Annotated in this window: 19 protein-coding genes; 11 read left to right on the top strand and 8 right to left on the bottom strand. The window is 57.9% G+C overall.

Annotated elements, in window-relative coordinates; translation table 11 throughout:
- Positions 1-3: 3 nt before the first annotated feature.
- Positions 4-198 carry a SlyX family protein gene (locus ACOQOY_RS02065; RefSeq protein WP_420583827.1) on the bottom strand — a complete coding sequence of 65 codons (195 nt, stop codon included), beginning with the start codon at positions 196-198 and terminating at the stop codon, positions 4-6.
- Positions 199-323: 125 nt separating this feature from the next.
- Here ACOQOY_RS02065 and hisS point away from each other — a divergent pair, with 125 nt between their 5' ends.
- From hisS to hisG, 3 genes are read left to right on the top strand one after another with little or no spacing between them, the layout of a single operon-like run.
- Entirely contained in the window at positions 324-1,811 is a 1,488-nt protein-coding gene (hisS, locus tag ACOQOY_RS02060; protein WP_420583826.1) for a histidine--tRNA ligase, read from the top strand.
- A 3-nt stretch (positions 1,812-1,814) separates the two neighbouring features.
- On the top strand, positions 1,815-2,903 hold the full coding sequence (locus tag ACOQOY_RS02055) for an ATP phosphoribosyltransferase regulatory subunit (protein WP_420583825.1): 1,089 nt from the start codon (positions 1,815-1,817) through the stop codon (positions 2,901-2,903).
- A complete protein-coding gene (gene hisG / locus ACOQOY_RS02050; RefSeq protein ID WP_420583824.1) occupies positions 2,900-3,589 on the top strand; it encodes an ATP phosphoribosyltransferase in 690 nt (229 codons plus the stop codon). The genes ACOQOY_RS02055 and hisG overlap by 4 nt, the downstream gene beginning before the upstream one ends.
- On the opposite strand, the gene ACOQOY_RS02045 is transcribed toward hisG, so the two are convergent.
- A complete protein-coding gene (locus ACOQOY_RS02045) occupies positions 3,586-4,017 on the bottom strand; it encodes a DUF1489 family protein (protein ID WP_420583823.1) in 432 nt (143 codons plus the stop codon). The genes hisG and ACOQOY_RS02045 overlap by 4 nt on opposite strands.
- A gap of 128 nt (positions 4,018-4,145) precedes the next feature.
- Here ACOQOY_RS02045 and ACOQOY_RS02040 point away from each other — a divergent pair, with 128 nt between their 5' ends.
- Entirely contained in the window at positions 4,146-6,428 is a 2,283-nt protein-coding gene (locus ACOQOY_RS02040; RefSeq protein WP_420583822.1) for an adenosylcobalamin-dependent ribonucleoside-diphosphate reductase, read from the top strand.
- A 645-nt stretch (positions 6,429-7,073) separates the two neighbouring features.
- On the opposite strand, the gene ACOQOY_RS02035 is transcribed toward ACOQOY_RS02040, so the two are convergent.
- From ACOQOY_RS02035 to ACOQOY_RS02010, 6 genes are all read right to left on the bottom strand, one after another.
- Entirely contained in the window at positions 7,074-7,634 is a 561-nt protein-coding gene (locus ACOQOY_RS02035) for a hypothetical protein (RefSeq protein WP_420583821.1), read from the bottom strand.
- A 23-nt stretch (positions 7,635-7,657) separates the two neighbouring features.
- Positions 7,658-7,909: an acyl carrier protein gene (locus ACOQOY_RS02030; protein ID WP_420583820.1), complete on the bottom strand. Its 252-nt coding sequence runs from the start codon at positions 7,907-7,909 to the stop codon at positions 7,658-7,660.
- Positions 7,902-8,177: a phosphopantetheine-binding protein gene (locus ACOQOY_RS02025; RefSeq protein WP_420583819.1), complete on the bottom strand. Its 276-nt coding sequence runs from the start codon at positions 8,175-8,177 to the stop codon at positions 7,902-7,904. Before ACOQOY_RS02025 ends, ACOQOY_RS02030 begins: the two co-directional genes overlap by 8 nt.
- Positions 8,158-8,952, bottom strand: a complete 795-nt coding sequence (locus ACOQOY_RS02020; RefSeq protein ID WP_420583818.1) for a lysophospholipid acyltransferase family protein — start codon at positions 8,950-8,952, stop codon at positions 8,158-8,160. Before ACOQOY_RS02020 ends, ACOQOY_RS02025 begins: the two co-directional genes overlap by 20 nt.
- Positions 8,945-9,580, bottom strand: a complete 636-nt coding sequence (locus tag ACOQOY_RS02015; protein ID WP_420583817.1) for a beta-ketoacyl synthase chain length factor — start codon at positions 9,578-9,580, stop codon at positions 8,945-8,947. Before ACOQOY_RS02015 ends, ACOQOY_RS02020 begins: the two co-directional genes overlap by 8 nt.
- Positions 9,581-9,654: 74 nt before the next feature.
- A complete protein-coding gene (locus tag ACOQOY_RS02010) occupies positions 9,655-10,137 on the bottom strand; it encodes a hypothetical protein (protein WP_420583816.1) in 483 nt (160 codons plus the stop codon).
- Positions 10,138-10,291: 154 nt separating this feature from the next.
- On the opposite strand from ACOQOY_RS02010, the gene ACOQOY_RS02005 reads away from it, so the two are divergent.
- The 7 genes from ACOQOY_RS02005 (at position 10,292) to ACOQOY_RS01975 (ending at position 16,971) form a co-directional block, all read left to right on the top strand.
- Complete coding sequence (locus tag ACOQOY_RS02005) at positions 10,292-10,867, top strand: 4'-phosphopantetheinyl transferase family protein (protein WP_420583815.1); 576 nt, start codon at positions 10,292-10,294, stop codon at positions 10,865-10,867.
- A gap of 217 nt (positions 10,868-11,084) precedes the next feature.
- Entirely contained in the window at positions 11,085-12,332 is a 1,248-nt protein-coding gene (locus ACOQOY_RS02000; protein ID WP_420583814.1) for an AMP-binding protein, read from the top strand.
- Positions 12,333-12,334: 2 nt separating this feature from the next.
- The gene (locus tag ACOQOY_RS01995) at positions 12,335-12,742 is read left to right on the top strand and encodes a hypothetical protein (RefSeq protein WP_420583813.1); all 408 of its coding nucleotides are present in this window, start codon (positions 12,335-12,337) and stop codon (positions 12,740-12,742) included.
- A complete protein-coding gene (locus ACOQOY_RS01990; protein WP_420583812.1) occupies positions 12,739-14,415 on the top strand; it encodes a glycosyltransferase family 2 protein in 1,677 nt (558 codons plus the stop codon). The genes ACOQOY_RS01995 and ACOQOY_RS01990 overlap by 4 nt, the downstream gene beginning before the upstream one ends.
- A complete protein-coding gene (locus ACOQOY_RS01985) occupies positions 14,412-15,956 on the top strand; it encodes an HAL/PAL/TAL family ammonia-lyase (protein WP_420583811.1) in 1,545 nt (514 codons plus the stop codon). The genes ACOQOY_RS01990 and ACOQOY_RS01985 overlap by 4 nt, the downstream gene beginning before the upstream one ends.
- A gap of 2 nt (positions 15,957-15,958) precedes the next feature.
- The gene (locus ACOQOY_RS01980; protein WP_420583810.1) at positions 15,959-16,378 is read left to right on the top strand and encodes an acyl-CoA thioesterase; all 420 of its coding nucleotides are present in this window, start codon (positions 15,959-15,961) and stop codon (positions 16,376-16,378) included.
- The gene (locus ACOQOY_RS01975) at positions 16,375-16,971 is read left to right on the top strand and encodes a LolA family protein (RefSeq protein ID WP_420583809.1); all 597 of its coding nucleotides are present in this window, start codon (positions 16,375-16,377) and stop codon (positions 16,969-16,971) included. The genes ACOQOY_RS01980 and ACOQOY_RS01975 overlap by 4 nt, the downstream gene beginning before the upstream one ends.

Here is a 16,971-nt window from a genome sequence, read left to right as displayed (position 1 = left end):
CCATCAATAATGCGGCGGACGTTCGTCTCCGAATACGACGCCGCCTGACCCTTCCTGCGCCCGTTCGGCCTCGCGCTGTAACAGCATTTCGACCCGGCGGGTCAGGCGGTCGATCTCGGACTGCTGGCGTGTGACAACGGTATTCAGCTCTTCGATCGTGCGGGTCAGATGGGCGATCTGTTCTTCCAGATGCTGCATTGGGGTCTCCTTCGAGGCCGGTCATAGCGGCACCAAGTGCGCAAGGCCAGCGAAAGCGCGCCTTGCCCCGATGCGGACCATGGGATAGACCGCGCGCGGAACAATACCCGTGAAGGACGCCACCGATGGCCAAGCCCAAGAAACAGCCCCGCCCTAAGGCCGTAACACCGAAAGGGTTCCGTGACTATTTCGGCGAGGAAGTCACGCAGCGCACCGAGATGCTGCGGACGATTGCAGGCGTGTATCATCGCTACGGGTTTGATGCTTTGGAGAGCAGCGCGGTCGAGACTGTCGAAGCGCTGGGCAAGTTCCTGCCCGACGTGGATCGCCCGAACGAGGGCGTCTTCGCGTGGCAGGAGTTTGACGAAGGCGGCAATGGCGATTGGATGGCCCTGCGCTATGATCTGACCGCGCCCCTGGCCCGCGTTTACGCGCAGCACCGCAACGACCTGCCCACGCCCTATCGTCGCTATGCGATGGGTCCGGTTTGGCGCAATGAAAAGCCGGGGCCAGGGCGGTATCGTCAGTTTTATCAATGTGATGCGGATACGGTGGGCACGGCCTCGATGGCCGCGGATGCCGAGATTTGCGCGATGCTGTCGGACACGCTGGAGACCGTTGGCATTCCGCGCGGCGACTATTTGGTGCGGGTCAACAATCGCAAGGTTCTGAACGGCGTGCTAGAGGCGATGGGTCTTGGCGAAGACGCCTCCGCCCGTGACAACGTCCTGCGCACCATCGACAAGTTCGACAAGGTGGGCGAGGCCGGTGTGCGCGAGCTGCTGACCAAGGGCCGTCTGGATGCCTCGGGCGCGTTTATCGACGGTGTGGGGCTGAGCGACGATCAGGCCGAGCCGGTGATTGCCTTCCTGACCTCCAAGGCTGCTGATACCGCGGGAACGCTGGCAAACCTGCGCGCCGCTGTGGGCGACAGCAAGATCGGTGCGGACGGTATAGCCGAGTTGGAACAGATTGGCGCCCTGCTGGATGCGGGTGGCTATGGTTCGGACCGGATCGAGATTGATCCGTCCGTTGTACGCGGTCTCGGTTACTACACCGGCCCGGTCTACGAAGCCGAACTGACATTCGAGATTTTAGACGAGAAGGGCCGCAAGCGGCAGTTCGGGTCGGTCTCGGGCGGTGGGCGTTATGACGATCTGGTTAAGCGATTCACCGGACAGGAAGTGCCTGCGACCGGCGTGTCGATTGGAGTTGACCGTCTGTTGGCAGCCCTGCGCGAAAAGGGTCGTCTGAGCGCGCAGGCGACTGGTCCCGTGGTCGTTACCGTGATGGATCGGGATCGCATGGCCGATTATCAGGCAATGGTTGCCGAGCTTCGCAATGCCGGTATCCGGGCCGAGGTTTATCTGGGCAACCCGAAGAACTTTGGCAATCAGTTGAAGTACGCGGACAAGCGGAACTCGCCGATTGCGGTGATCGAGGGGGGCGACGAAAAGGCCAATGGCATCGTGCAGATTAAGGACCTGATCCTTGGTGCGAAGATCGCCGAAAGCGCCACTCTGGAAGAGTGGAAAGAACGTCCCAGCCAGTTCGAAGTTTCGCGTGGTGATCTGGTCGCCAAGGTGCGCGAAATTCTGGACAGTCAGGACTGAGCCATGCCGAACCGTTCCCAGATACAGGCCCGCGCCGCAATGATGCGCGTCCGGTTCGAGGCCGCAGGCGCGCAGGTCGTGGACCCTCCGCTGCTGCAACCAGCGGACACATTGCTGGACCTCTATGGCGAAGACATTCGCGCCCGCGCTTACGTGACCTCGGACGCCTTGCGCGGCGAGCAGATGCTGCGTCCGGATTTCACCATGCCAGTTGTGCAGATGCACATGTCCGAAGGGGCAGAGCCCGCGCGTTACACTTATTCGGGCGAGGTGTTCCGGCGTCAAGAACAGGATCCAGACCGCCCCAACGAATACATTCAGGTCGGTTATGAGGTCTTTGACCGCGAAGATCCGGCGGGGGCCGATGCCGACGTGTTCTCTCTGTTTGCGTTGCAACTGCGCGGGCTGCCGTTGCGCGCAGCGACAGGGGATATTGGCATCCTCACCGCTGCCGTTCAAGGTCTGAAAACCACCGACCGCCGCAAGGCTGCGCTGATGCGGCACCTGTGGCGTCCACGCCGGTTCCGTATTTTGCTAGAACGGTTTGCCGGACGCAAACCGGGTCCTGAAGGGCGCGATGAGTTGCTGGATGCCAAAGACCCGCTGAACGTGGACGCGCCGATGATCGGCAAACGCCGCGCCTCGGAGATCGAAGCCCGCATCGAAGCCCTGCGCGAAGACCGCGACACGCCGCCGATCTCGGACAGCGAACTGGTCGGGCTGGAAACGCTGCTGAACGTGCGCGAGACCATGCCCTTTGCGCTGGAACAGTTGCGCGACGTGGCCGTCGATCTGCCGCAGATCACCCCGGCGCTGGATCGGCTAGAGGCGCGGGTTGCTTCCCTGCAGGCGCGCGGCGTTGACGTGGAGCGGTTGGATTTCGAGGCCGCCTATGGCCGGACCTCGATGGAATATTACGACGGGTTCGTTTTCGGTTTTTATGCCGAAGGCCGACCCGATCTGCCCCCCATTGCTACGGGCGGGCGCTATGACGCGCTGACCCGGCAGTTGGGCAATGGCGCGGAAATCCCCGCTGTAGGAGGCGTCTTGCGCCCGGACCTGATGCTGATGGTTGAGGAGGACGCGCAATGAGCCTGAAATTGGGCGTGCCCTCGAAGGGCCGGTTGATGGAGAAGACATTCGGTTGGTTCGAAAAGCGCGGCATCACCCTGTCGCGCAGCGGATCAGACCGGGAATATGCGGGCAAGGTCGAAGGCATTGACGGTGTCTCGCTGATCCTGCTGTCGGCAGGGGAAATCCCGCGCGAGCTGGCGGCGGGACGGATCAATCTGGGTGTCACCGGGATTGATCTGGTGCAAGAGAAGCTGCCGCGCTGGGAGCAGCAGGTCGAAGAAGTCTCACAGCTTGGCTTCGGCAAGGCTGATCTGATCATCGCTACCCCGGCCTGTTGGGTCGATGTGGACACACTGGACGATCTGGACGCTGCTGCGGCGGCTTTCCGCAAGACACACGGCCACCGGCTGCGGATCGCCACCAAGTACCACCGGTTGGTGCGCGAGTTCCTGACCGATGCGGGCGTGGCCGATTATACTCTGGTTGATAGTCAGGGTGCGACGGAAGGCACGGTTATGAACGAAACAGCTGAGGCGATTGCCGATATCACATCGACCGGAGAGACCTTGCGGGCCAATCACCTGAAAATTCTGTCGGACGGATTGATCCTGCAATCGCAGGCGACGCTGTGGCGCAGTCGGGTTGCGAAATGTGACCCGGAGACCAAAGCGGTTCTGAACGAAGTACTGGATCGGTTGCGCTAAAGCACGCCGATTTCGGCCAAAGCACGATTCAGATCATCGGGCAGGGCATCGTCCTGCTCGCGATTTTTTGGCAGATCAGCAGGCGTATCCTCGGGTTTCAGATAGCGCCAGCCCTGGAACGGGCGTTTGAGGGCGTTTTGAGTTCGATGCACCTCGGGGTCCAGCACGATGGCGCAGCGGCGGATGCCGTCTTCGCCGCGTACCTCGTCCAGCCGCAGTATACGCTGGCGGCACAGAATGACGCCTTTGATCACCCAATAGATTGATCCGCCGTTCAGAATCTCTGCCTCACGCTTGGGCCACATGCGGGTGACATGTCGCGGGCAGCCGTCCTCATAGAGCGGTTTTCGGCTGTCTTGCCACGCCATCAGCGTGTCGACGCTTTCCGATCCAACCGAAAGTTTTATGAGGTTTACGTACTTATCCACAGCTTTCCCACAGAGTCGTCCCGAGGTCATCTTTATATTGTAGCTCGCTGCGCGTCGTCATCAAGGTGTTGTGGTGTGGGTGTGATTTGGGGTAGTCTGGATACCTCTTTCAGTACAGGGAATCACCAATGAGCCGCTTTGCCGCCCCCATCGCCGAGCAGATCTGGGACATGAAATACCGCTTTAAACAAGCGGATGGCACGCCCATCGACCAGACGGTCGAGGACAGTTGGCGGCGTATTGCCCGTGATCTGGCAAGGGTTGAGAAAGACCCTGCCCATTGGGAAGAGAAGTTCTTTGAGGCGCTGGAAGATTTCAAATACCTGCCCGCTGGCCGCATCACCGCAGGTGCTGGAACCGCCCGGCAAGTGACCCTGTTCAATTGTTTCGTCATGGGTACCGTGCCCGACAGCATGGGCGGCATTTTCGATATGCTGAAAGAGGCCGCGCTGACCATGCAGCAGGGTGGGGGCATCGGCTATGATTTCTCGACCATTCGTCCGCGCGGCGCGGATGTGAAAGGGGTGGCGGCGGATGCCTCTGGCCCGCTGAGCTTTATGGATGTCTGGGATGCGATGTGCCGCACGATCATGTCCGCAGGTTCACGCCGCGGGGCGATGATGGCGACCATGCGCTGCGATCACCCGGATATTGAACAGTTCATCACCGCCAAATCCGACCCGGCCCGCCTGCGCATGTTCAACATGTCGGTGCTGGTGACTGACCCGTTCATGGAGGCGGTCAAGGCCGACGGCCCTTGGGAACTGGTGTTCGATGGAAAAGTTTATCACACCGTTCAGGCGCGTGATCTGTGGAACAAGATCATGCAGGCCACCTATGACTATGCCGAGCCGGGCGTGATCTTTATCGACCGGATCAATCAGGCCAACAACCTGAGCTATGTCGAAACCATCGCAGCGACGAACCCCTGCGGTGAACAACCTCTGCCGCCTTACGGTGCATGCCTGTTGGGCTCGATCAACCTGGCACGCTTGGTGGCTGAGCCGTTCGAGGATGCGGCGCATCTGGACGAAGAAGCACTGCAAGAACTGGTCGCCACCGCCGTCCGTATGATGGACAACGTGGTGGACGCGTCGAAATTCCCGCTGGCCGAACAAGAGGCCGAAGCGCAGGACAAGCGCCGCATCGGGTTGGGCGTGACCGGGTTGGCGGATGCGCTGCTGATGCTGGGTCTGCGCTATGGCTCTGACGAGGCGGCGCGTCAGACCGAGCGCTGGTTGCACGCGATCGCCCGCGCCGCGTATCTTGCGTCGGTCGATTTGGCGAAGGAGAAGGGCGCGTTCCCCTTATTTGATGCCGAGAAATATCTGGCCAGCGGCACAATGCTGCAGATGGATGAGGACGTGCGCGCCGCGATCCGCGAACATGGCATCCGCAATGCTCTGCTGACCTCGATTGCGCCGACGGGGACGATCTCTCTGTACGCGGGCAACGTGTCTTCGGGGATCGAGCCGGTCTTTGCCTACGCATACACGCGCAAAGTTTTGCAGAAAGATGGCTCACGCACCGAGGAAGAGGTCGTCGACTATGCCGTACAGATGTGGCGGGATAAATTTGGCGACAAAGAGCTGCCGGATTTCTTTGTCAACGCGCAGACGCTGTCCCCATCCGACCACGTGAAGATGCAGGCGGCGGCGCAGAAATGGATCGACAGCTCAATCTCAAAAACGATCAACTGCCCTGAGGACATCAGCTTTGACGCCTTTAAGGATGTCTACATGCAGGCCTGGGATCAGGGCTGTAAGGGGTGTACGACCTATCGCCCGAACGATGTGACAGGTTCGGTGCTGACCGTCTCCGAAAGCGACGACAAGGTGCCGGGCGAAAGTGCAGACGCACCGCATGAGGCCGACCATGGCGAAGTGGTCTATATGTCCGAGCCGCTGGACCGGCCACAAACGCTGGAAGGATCGACATACAAGTTGAAATGGCCGGATAGCGAGCACGCGATCTACCTGACGATCAACGATATCGTGATCGGTGGCCGCCGCCGTCCGTTCGAGGTCTTCATCAACTCGAAGAATATGGAGCACTACGCCTGGACACTGGCGCTGACCCGGATGATCTCGGCTGTGTTCCGCCGGGGCGGGGATGTGTCCTTTGTCGTCGAAGAACTAAAGGCAGTTTTCGACCCGCGCGGTGGAGCCTGGGTGCAGGGCAAGTATATCCCTTCGATTCTGGCCGCCATCGGTGGTGTTATCGAGCAGCACTTGGTCAATATTGGTTTTCTGGAAGGTGAGGGCATGGGCCTGAAATCCGACCCTCAGGCGAAGGTGGTCAATATGGACGCACCTCGTGGGAAGGCCTGCCCATCTTGCGGCCAGTTCGACATGGTGATGATCGAAGGATGCATGACCTGCCGTAGCTGCGGTCATTCCAAATGTGGTTGATCTGAGACCCCCACAGGTGTGGCGTTTCACGCGACATGACCTAAACGTTTCAATAGGTCATTTTGCCTGGTGATATAAGAAAACGGCCACGGAATTCTTCCGGGGCCTTTCTCCTGTCTAGCGGAGTTGATGAATGGCGATAGCGCTGCTGGTACATCGTGGCCACCAAGAAGTGGAGATGAGACAGAAACCCGGAACCAAGCAGAGCCACGGCGAGAAAGTCGTAAAGACATTCGTCGCGCGACGCGCAAACTTTACTCTGCGGAACAGAAGGTCAGGATCGTGCTGGACGGCCTCAATGGTGAAGACAGCAAATCAGATTTGCCGCCTAGTACATGGTTTGCGAAGCTTTTTTGGCAAACCAAAAGCGTGGGGCCTGCCCGCTACGTTTTAATCCGATATATATCGCTTTCACACCAGAAGACTCATCGTAGCTTTTGGTAGATTTGTACTTCGTGAAATCAATTTTGAACGCGATACTGCATTTGCAGGACGCCAATGCTTCGTTAAGCCAATTGCTTTCCGCCCATAAGGTGCTTCCTTCGTTCTGATACCTGCTGCGATGATTGTCGGGGTCCCGCACCCACTCGCCACAGACTTCGCTCTTGATTGCTAGTGCGCCTTGGGCCGATCGGAAATTAGTTGTTAAGCGTGAGCTACGAAGAAGCGGCGATACAAAATGTCCGCGACCAGCAGCATCCCAGACAAACAATAAAACAGAAAGCCGTTGTAAAAGGCCCAGACTTCGATTGGTGCAAACAGCGCGGTCAGTGCAGCGACTAGCGCGTTCAGGACCAGAAATACGAACCAGATGCGCGTCAAGTTCCAAGTATAGGCAACCCCGGACGCCGGCAGATTGGGTTCTCGTAAACGCGCGAGCATTTCGATTAGGGATTGTTTTTTCGTGAGGCTAATTCCAAACACCAAAGCAAAGGAACCACTCATAGCAAAAGGGTGTAGCAGATAGGCCTGATCCTTAAACGCTAAAAGAGCTAAGGCCATCACAACAAGATAGAAGATCAGTTGCGGTACAAGAAGATCGGTGGCTGTTCTTCCTGTCATGGCAAACCGAAGAATGCTCAGCGTGACCGCAACGGCAAACAGCCAATACGGATGGGCAAAGGACGAGAACCAGAAAGCCGCGAACGGAAAAGCGATCAGGCAAGCAGCCAGAACAAAAGAAAGTGAGGCGCGAAAGATGGTCATCAACTTACGTGCTGCGGGCGACCTCAGAGGTTCGCCACTACTACGTCGACGACGTCCTTAACGGTTCGCGCCGATTTGAACTCTTCTGCTGAGAAGCGTCTTCCGATATCCCGCTGAAAGCGGACAATCAGATCGACCGCGTCAATGCTGTCGAGGTCCAGATCCTCATATAGGCGGGCGTCAGGTAGCACGTCTTGAGGTGACACCTCGAAGTCTTCCTCCAGATACTGCTTCAGGAGGTCTAAAACCTCATCAAAATTGGCTGGTTTAGACATTAGCGCCTCCGCGCTCGGAAAAGATTTTCTGCGCCAGAGTAGCAACCGAATAAAACGCCTGCTTCACCTCATCCGAGTTCGCATCAAGTTTGACACCGTAGGTCTTTTGAACGGCAACACCCACCTCCAGCGCGTCGATCGAATCCAGTTCAAGACCACCGTCAAACAGCGGCTCTGACGAGGAAATGTCTGATTCAGACACATCTTCAAGGGCAAGCGCCTCAATAATCAGTGTCTTAAGTCGTTGTTCAAGCGTTTGGATATCCAAGGGATACCTCCAAAATCTTCTGTGCATTTCTTGAAAGGTGCCGTTTGCGCGCAGGCATGGGCAAGGTCGTATCACACAGATCTCTGGTTGATACAATGGGCAAGGCAGTCAGTGTCAACGAAAGGCGCTCGGGGGGAACCCGATACCATGGCACACCTTTCATCAGCGTTCTGTGGTTGACGGTTATGGTGATCGGGACGATCTCGCATTGCGTTGCGCAGGCCACGGCGGCGAACCCACGGTGAAACTTCATTACATTGCTGGCGGGTGTTCGCGTGCCTTCCGGAAAGACGACAATGGATTTGCCCGAATTGATTGCGTCGATGCAATCCTGAGCCAGCTTTTCCGGGTCTTCATCGTTCCGAATATAATTTGCGCCCGTAACCGCGGGTGAAATGAAAAAATTTGAAAACAGTTCATGTTTCACGATGCATTGCACGTTTGGCATGCGGGAAATCAAGGCGATGACGTCAATCAGCGTCGGATGATTTGCAATGATCAGCCGTCCCTTGCCATCCGCCGCGGGTGCCGTCACCAGGTTTTGCATGTCGCGATAGTGGAACCGGGCCACTCCCAACACGGTCATCACCTGCAAGAAAACGTTGAAGGTCAGGCTGACACCGCGTTGGCTGCGCCGCTCGAGCTCGGCCGGATCGGATTCTATACGAGCCAGCAGGCGAAACCAGATGGCGCCCAGAACAAGGCTGCCGAGTCCGAAGATCGAAAAAGAAATGCCCGTGGCCAGAACACGCCAATAATAGTTTAGCTTACGCATCGACGCGTCTCATTAAAAGATCGCGCCGGGTTGCGTGCAGTTGGGCTTCGGTCGTTTCATCACCCAGCAACCGTACAAACGCGCGGGCATTATTCAGATCGTTGGGTTGTTCGTTCGTCTTTTTTAGTTCCGCATGAGACAGAACAAATGCACGATCGTGAACGGCAGTCGGACGGGCCGAAAGCGACACACAAAGGGTAAGGCAATCCGAACCTTCGGGGGCGTATGCGCGGTATTCGTCGGGCAGGGCGGACTCGTGAAACAGGTATGTGACCGGGCGCGTCGGATCAAAGGCGGCGCGGGTCAGGGCCTCGGTTAGGCCCATGATGAAACTGTCGACTCCGGCGGAAATGCCGGAGTGGGGCGACCGCAAAGTTCGGATCAGGGTTGCAAATCCGGGGACCGCATTGTGCACCGAAGTCGAAAAGGCAGTCGGCGACAGAAGCTCTTGCTGGTTGAGTTCAGTCAGCAGCTTGAGCGTTTCCTGCATGTCCGAGTATCTGGACGCAAAGATCAAATCCGAGTCCGCAGGGTCCTCGGCCGCCAGATAGGTGCCTAAGGCTGTCCGGGCATAATCGCTCAGACGCCGGCGAATTTTCGGGGGTACATTCTTTTGCGGCGCGTCCACGAAGCCCGGGATACCTTCGCCCTGTTCATCCCAATACCGGCAGGGTCCCGCAAAAAAAGTCTGGTCAGTGCGGGTCAGCTGTTGCTCCCCCCGGCCTTTTTCAGCAACTCAGTTTCGATTTCGCGTTGCAGCAGGATGACCCATTTGTTGTAGTTCCGGTGAATCTTGTTCCCGGATTGCATCAGGTTTGTGCTGTCGACCAGATTAATGCTGACCGTATTGGTGTTGTAGAGAACCCTGACCCGCGCCTGATGCGACCGCACAACGACGGTCAGGTCCACCTGGCCGGGTTGCTTGTTGGTCACAAACCACTGATCGCGGGCGCCCGCTCCGCGCAGGATAGCCTGTTCCACATCCGATGATGACAGGTGCTTTGGACCTTGCGGAACATTGATGACCGGCGTGAAGACTGGCGTGACACGTTCGATCAGCGGTGGCGTGTATGACTGGCCAGAAGATGTTGTCTGGTTGGCGTCAAGGCTTTGCACGTCACTTGTGCAGCCCGCAATCGCAAGCGTCAGGAAAAAGGCGGCTGAAAGTCGTATGTTGGCTGCCATGCGTCTTTTGGACCAATGATGTTAGTTTCGGAAAAATGCTCGAATTGGCGCAGCAATGTCAGGGCGGCCCGGAATATTCAAGGATGACGTTTAGTCGCAATGACGTTTCCGTGCGGAAGACGTAGCTGCACCGGGTATGGCGCATTTTTGTCCCTTGAAACCGCAGCTTTTGCTTGGGCAAAGTTGTGTTGTCCTGACTGCGAAGCTGGAGAAAGAGCCCCGGAACCGGTCACAGCGCCGGGCCATCCAATCGCAGACCGCACGCGCCTTGTTGGCCGAAGCGGTTCAGGATCGTGACGAAATGCGCCATGCAACGCTGAGCGATCCACGGGACGGCCCGTTAACCTATGTAGCTGAAAACATGTGGCTTTGGGCGTCGATAACGCATCGCGGTGGGTTTGTTGGCGTTGCATTGTCTGAGGCAGGACAGGTTGGCGTGGATCTGGAAATTCTGCAGGATCGTCCGAACTGGGTCGAGCTTGCTCAGGTGGCCTGGCCCGGCAGAGCCCCGCCCAAGGATCAGACACGGTTTTACCTGCTCTGGACCCTGTGGGAGGCGTGTGTGAAATGTGGTGCCCAAAATCAGTTTGCCGAAATAGCAGATAAAACAGCAGATCATTGTGTTCAAACCGCCACATCCGACTGGGTAGAAGGGTTTGCGGGCGGGCTCAGATATGCCTTTTGTATTGACGCTCAAACCGCGCTTGCTGTAGTGCAGCGACCGGTTTGAGACGGGCGAGACAGCCCCTCAGCCTGGTTTGTCGGTACAGAGTATCTGAATTCATTTTTGGGGCACAGACGCCAAAGAAACGGCCGCCTGTCTATATTGAACGAGCAGGAATACTTTGAACTCATTTCGATCACTGTGCGATTTGCCGAACTGGCCGGCAAACGAGGCGCTGTTTCAAGGTTGCGCTGTTGCCACAACCGTAGGTGAAGTCCTGGCGTTGGCGCGCGCACTAGCGGAGGATTTCGCCGAGCGCAGGCACCAAAGGGATGGAAACAGGATTGCGATTGCCTGCGAAGATCCATCAGCTTTTCTAGCGGCGCTACTGGCGTGTTTCGCGTGCCGGGGCATTGCGATCCTGCCCGGGGTTACCTCAACCGAAGGGCTTAAAGATCGGGCCGATGAGTTCGATCATCTGATTACAGATGCCGAGATTGCACGCATAACACCTGCCGCGCGGGCTTCAGATCAGGCACTGCACCTGCCAGAGGCGGGCGAGTGCAAGCTGATTTTCTTCACAAGCGGTTCGACAGCCGTGCCGCAGCCGGTGCCGAAAACCTGGCGACAGATTGAGGCCGAGGCTGAAACCTTGCACCAGCAATTCGGGTCGGAGATCGCTGGCGCTCGGGTCGTGGCTACAGTCCCACACCACCATATCTATGGCATTCTGTTTAGCCTCGTTTGGCCGTTGGGTACCAGGCGCGCGCTGTTTGTACCGCGGCAGATATCCGTGGACGCGGCGCTGGACCATTCCGCGGAATGCCCAACCGTAATCGTCTCTTGCCCTGCGCACATGGTGCGCCTTGCGTCAAGAAAGGTATCAGAACGGGCACCGGTGATGGTGTTCTCCTCCGGCGCGCCGCTGATGGCCGACAGCGCCAATGCCATGGCCCAGATTGCCGGTTCCTTTCCGGTTGAAGTCTATGGCAGCACCGAGACCGGCGGCATCGGCTTTCGAACCCAGTCTGTTTCAGGGACACAATGGACGGTGTTTCCCGGCGTCGAAATTAGGCAAACGGCTTCTAGGTGTCTGGCCGTTCGCTCGGCAGTGACGCCTGGTGGTGATTGGTTCGAGACGTCGGATTTGTGCGTAATGTCGCCAGATGGGCGCAGTTTTCAGCTGAGCGGACGAAATGATCGTGTGCTCAAGATTGAAGGTGTCCGCGTCTCGCTGCCTCGGATCGAGGCGCTTGCGCAGGCAAACTCTTGTGTTCTGGACGCCGCAGCACTTGGTCTGGACACCGATAAGGGCCAAAAACTGGCAATGGTTGCAACCCTCACGCCCGAGGGCGAGCAATTGCTAAAGAGCAAGGGCAAATTCAGGCTCGAACGCGACCTTTCAACCGCGATAAGAACATCTGAAAACGCGGCTTCTGCGCCCAAACTGTGGCGGTTTGTTCAAGAGATTCCGACCAATGAACGGGGCAAAATACAAGCAGCAGCCTTAGCTGCGCTTTTTTCGGGGTGAGTATGGCTGTGTTCGACCACAAAGAGACGTATGATCCGGCGGTGTGTGTGCAGGACCCTCGCGCGACTGATTTGCCGCCGTTCAAGATTGTTGCCTCCGAAGGTTCGCATGCCGTAATGTCGCTGGACGTGGTCCCAGAGCTGACATGCCTGAGGGGTCATTTCCCAGACAAGCCTATCGTTCCGGGCATTGCTTTGCTTGATTGGGCGGTTCAGTTGGCCGATCAGGCTTTTGGTTGTGGTCGCGCGGTGGCAGGCACGCGGAACCTGAAATTCAAAAAAGTCGTTGAACCGCAGACGCTTCTTGAGCTGACACTGGAATACCAGCCTGAGCGGGGCCGCGTGAAATTTACAATTGCTTCGGCGTTTGGTGAACATGCCAGCGGTATTGTCGAACTGGTGCCAGCATGACCGGCGCTATTTCCAAGTTCAAACCTTGCGCGCTGGTCCCCAGCTTCAATCACTACAAAGGGCTGCCATCGATAGTGGAGCGTTTGACACAACTTGGCCTGCCGGTGATTGTTGTGGATGACGGGTCGGCGGAACCAGCGGCCTCGGCGATTGCGCAAGTGGCTCGGCCCGACGGTTCGGTCCGCGTTTTTCGCTGCCCGCAAAACGGTGGTAAGGGGGCTGCGGTCGTTCGTGGCTTGCAAGAGGCACAGGCCCTCGGGTTCACACACGCGGTGCAAGTGGATGCTGACGGACAACATGATCTCGATGCAGTCGAAGAGTTGCTGTCCAATGCCCGCGGCGCGCCCGACACGTTGTGGAGCGGGCGCCCGATCTATGAAAGTGACGCCCCATGGGGACGCCGCATCGGGCGGTATGTCACGCATTTCTGGGTCTGGGTGGAAACGTTGTCCTTTCAGATCAAGGATACGATGTGTGGTCTGCGGGTCTACCCGGTGGGGCGCACGCTTGAGGTTTGCGAGAATGAGGTCCAGGGCCGCCGGATGGATTTCGACATCGAAGTGATGGTGCGCATGTTCTGGAATGGAACGCCGGTGCGCCAAATCCCGGTGAAAGTGAACTATCCGGTTGAGAACCATTCGAATTTCGATGCGCTGCGGGACAACATCGCGATCTCGAAGATGCACACACGACTTGTGTTTTCGATGCTCTATCGGCGGTTGTTCGGTTGGGTGCGCCCTGTCAGATCGGCACACTGGGCAGATCAGAGAGAACGCGGAACCTATTGGGGCATTCGCTGCGTGGCCACAATTTATCGTTTGCTGGGCGCACGGGCGGCTATGGTGCTGATCGCCCCCGTTGTGGCAGTGGCCTTCCTTTGTTCGGGCGACGCGCGCCGGGCGTCAGGCCAATATTTGTCCCGGGCACGGCAGGCGGGGGTTCGTTGCGGCACCGCATGGTATCACAGTTTTTGGCAGTTTCTGAATTTCGGCCGCGCGGCTTTGGATAAGGCCAGCGCCTGGAATGGAGATATCGGGGCCGAGGACGTGTGGTTGGGCGACGGCGTTGCTTCGTTGCGCGACCAAGTCGGGGCAGGGCAGGGCATTGTCGTTCTGGTGTCGCATCAGGGCAACCCCGAGGTCCTTCGGGCGGTGGCGTCGAAACAGAAAGCTTTTGTGGTCAATATCTTTGCCCACACCAAACATGCCGAGAACTTCAACAGCGTCCTCAGAAAGCTGGACCCCGGTTCGCAGGCCCAGTTGATCGAGGTTACAGCGCTGAACCCGGTGATCGCCGGTGAACTCTATGACCGTGTACAGCGGGGAGAATGGCTGGTCATCGCGGCAGACAGAACGCCCGTCGAGGCACGCGACAATGTGGTTCGCATTCCGTTTCTGGGTGACGAGGCCGCCTTTCCAATGGGTCCGTTCCTGATATCGCATCTGCTGGAATGCCCGGTCTACATGATGGGGTGCTACCGGCGTAATGGACGGTTCGAGGTCAGCTGGGAAAAGTTGGCCGACAGGGTACATTTGCCACGGGCGAACCGGGCACAGGGTCTTAGCGACTATGCGGGCGGCTACGCAGCTTTCCTTGAGGCACAGATCCGCAAAGCACCCTATCAGTGGTTCAACTTTTTCAACTTCTGGGCTCCGGAGCAAAAAACACGATGAATTTTCCAATAGCGAGCATCACTTTCGGCGGCCGGAACATCTCTTGTTCAGACATCGTTCGCATTGCGCGCCAGCCTGCGGTGACCGCGGTGGTCAACACCTGCCCAACCTATCGCAGCAAGATGCGGGACAGCACGGCCTATCTGGATCGCTTGCTGGAAGAAGATGGAGAAATTTATGGTGTAACAACCGGGTACGGAGACAGTGTTATCCGGGCCGTTCCGCTTGCCTTGGTCCCCGAACTGCCCCTGCATCTGAGCCGGTTCCATGGCTGCGGTCTGGGTGAGATGTTGACACCCGAACAGACCCGCGCCGTGCTTGCTGTCCGGCTCAGCTCATTGACGCACGGATTTTCAGGCGTCAGCGAAGAGTTGGTGGATTTGCTGGCGGCCCTGCTTAATCACGATATTCTGCCCTGTATCCCCTCTGAAGGATCAGTAGGGGCCAGCGGTGACCTGACACCCTTGTCCTACGTCGCGGCGGCCTTGATCGGCGAGCGAGACGTCACCTATCAGGGCGAAGTGATGCCTGCGGCACAGGCTTTGGACAAGGCGGGCCTGCGCCCGATCACCCTGCGCCCTAAAGAAGCATTGGCGATTATGAACGGGACTGCGGTGATGACCGCGCTGACTGCGCTGGCGATGGAACGGGCCGTCTATCTGGGCCGTTTGGCAACCCGCATCACGTCGCTGGCCGCTATCGCGTTGACCGGCAACCCTGCCCATTTCGATGCCCGCTTGTTCGAGGCAAAACCCCATCCCGGTCAGGCCGAAGCAGCGGCACGTATACGCGCGGATCTGGCCGATCTGGGTGCCGATTACGAACCCGCGCGCCTGCAGGACCGGTACTCGATCCGCTGCGCACCTCATGTGATCGGTGTGCTGTTCGACATGCTGCCGCAATTTACGCAGATGGTAGAGACCGAGATCAACAGCGCCAACGATAATCCGCTGATCGATCCAGATGACCACCGCATCCTGCACGGGGGACACTTCTATGGCGGTCACATGGCGTTTGTGGCCGACTCGCTTAAGAACCTCGTGGCCAATCTGGCCGACCTGATGGACCGCCAGATGGCGTTGCTTGTGGACACCAAATTTAATCACGGCCTGCCCTCGAACCTGTCCGGTGCTGCACCCGAGCGTGCGCCGATCAACCACGGGCTGAAAGCCTTGCAGATCGGAGCCTCGGCCTGGACGGCTGAGGCGTTGAAGAACACTATGCCCGCCAGCGTGTTTTCGCGTTCGACCGAGTGTCACAATCAGGACAAGGTCAGCATGGGAACCATTGCCTCACGGGATGCACTGCGGGTTTGCACACTGACCGAACAAGTAGCGGCAGCGCTACTGATTTCCGTCCATCAGGCCATCTTGTTGCGTTTGGAACGCGGCGAATTGCAGAGCAATCAGCTAACACCGGACACCCAAACGTTCTTGGAGCAATTGGGGGAAACGATCCCTCGGATCGACGAGGACCGCCCCTTGGACGCGGTTTTGCGCAAGCTGACCGCCGACATCCACAACCGCGTGTGGGAGATTTGACGATGATCTCGGCCAGCATTGAGACCCGCGTGCAGTTTTACGATCTCGATCCGATGGAGATCATGTGGCACGGCAACTATGTAAAACTGTTCGAAGAGGCACGCTGCGCCCTGCTGGACAAGCTGGAATATAACTATCCGCAGATGCGTGAGGATGGGTTCGGCTGGCCAGTGGTTGATCTGCGAGTGAAATACGTTGCACCCGCACGGTTCGGGATGCGTATTCGGGTGACGGCGACCCTGCGGGAATATCTCAACCGCATGGTCATTGATTATCAGGTTGTTGATATCGCGACCAAAGCGCGCCTGACTAAAGGTCAGACGACGATGGTTTGCGTCGCAGCAGATACAGGTGTCATGCAATTCGAAACACCGGCCACCTTCCGCTGCAAAGTCGAAGAACAAAGCGATCAGGCCGCATGATCGTGCGTGTTGCTCTGGTCTTATTGGCGCATCTGGTTACCAGTCTGGCGGCGGCCGCACCTTTGGGCGGCACGTTCAATCAGTCGCGCTACTTGCCCGAACACGATGTTATGCTTGAAACAACGGGTTCGTTTGCCCTTTTGCCCGGTGAGGGGCTGATCTGGGCGACCCAAACGCCTTTTGAGTCGACGCTGATCGTGGCGCAGGACGGGCTATATCAGTTGAACCCTGCCGGTGGTTTTTCTGCGCTTAATGAAGGGCGCGGAGCGCTGGAGCTTACCATACTCGACCGGATGCTCTCGGGTGATCCGCAGGCGCTGGTCAAAACGGGTATCTTTACGATTAGCGATGAAACGCAGATGCCTGACGGTGATACGCAAATACACGGTGTCATGAAAACGCCTGCCGGCCAATCCGAACCAGTAACACTGCGTGTTTCGGGTGGAGCAGATCCTGTGCTTCGGGAAATCGTGTTCTGGGCGCAAGACGCACAAGGCCAGACTTATGAGGCCAGCGCAGTGCATCTGAACGTGGAGAATTTCAATCAGGTCGAGTTGTTAAACCTGTGGCAGCAGTTTCAGGAGACGCACTGA

The sequence above is a fragment of the Ruegeria sp. genome, assembly GCF_965221235.1.
GTDB lineage: Bacteria > Pseudomonadota > Alphaproteobacteria > Rhodobacterales > Rhodobacteraceae > Ruegeria.
This window is presented reverse-complemented; position numbering and strand designations above follow the sequence as displayed.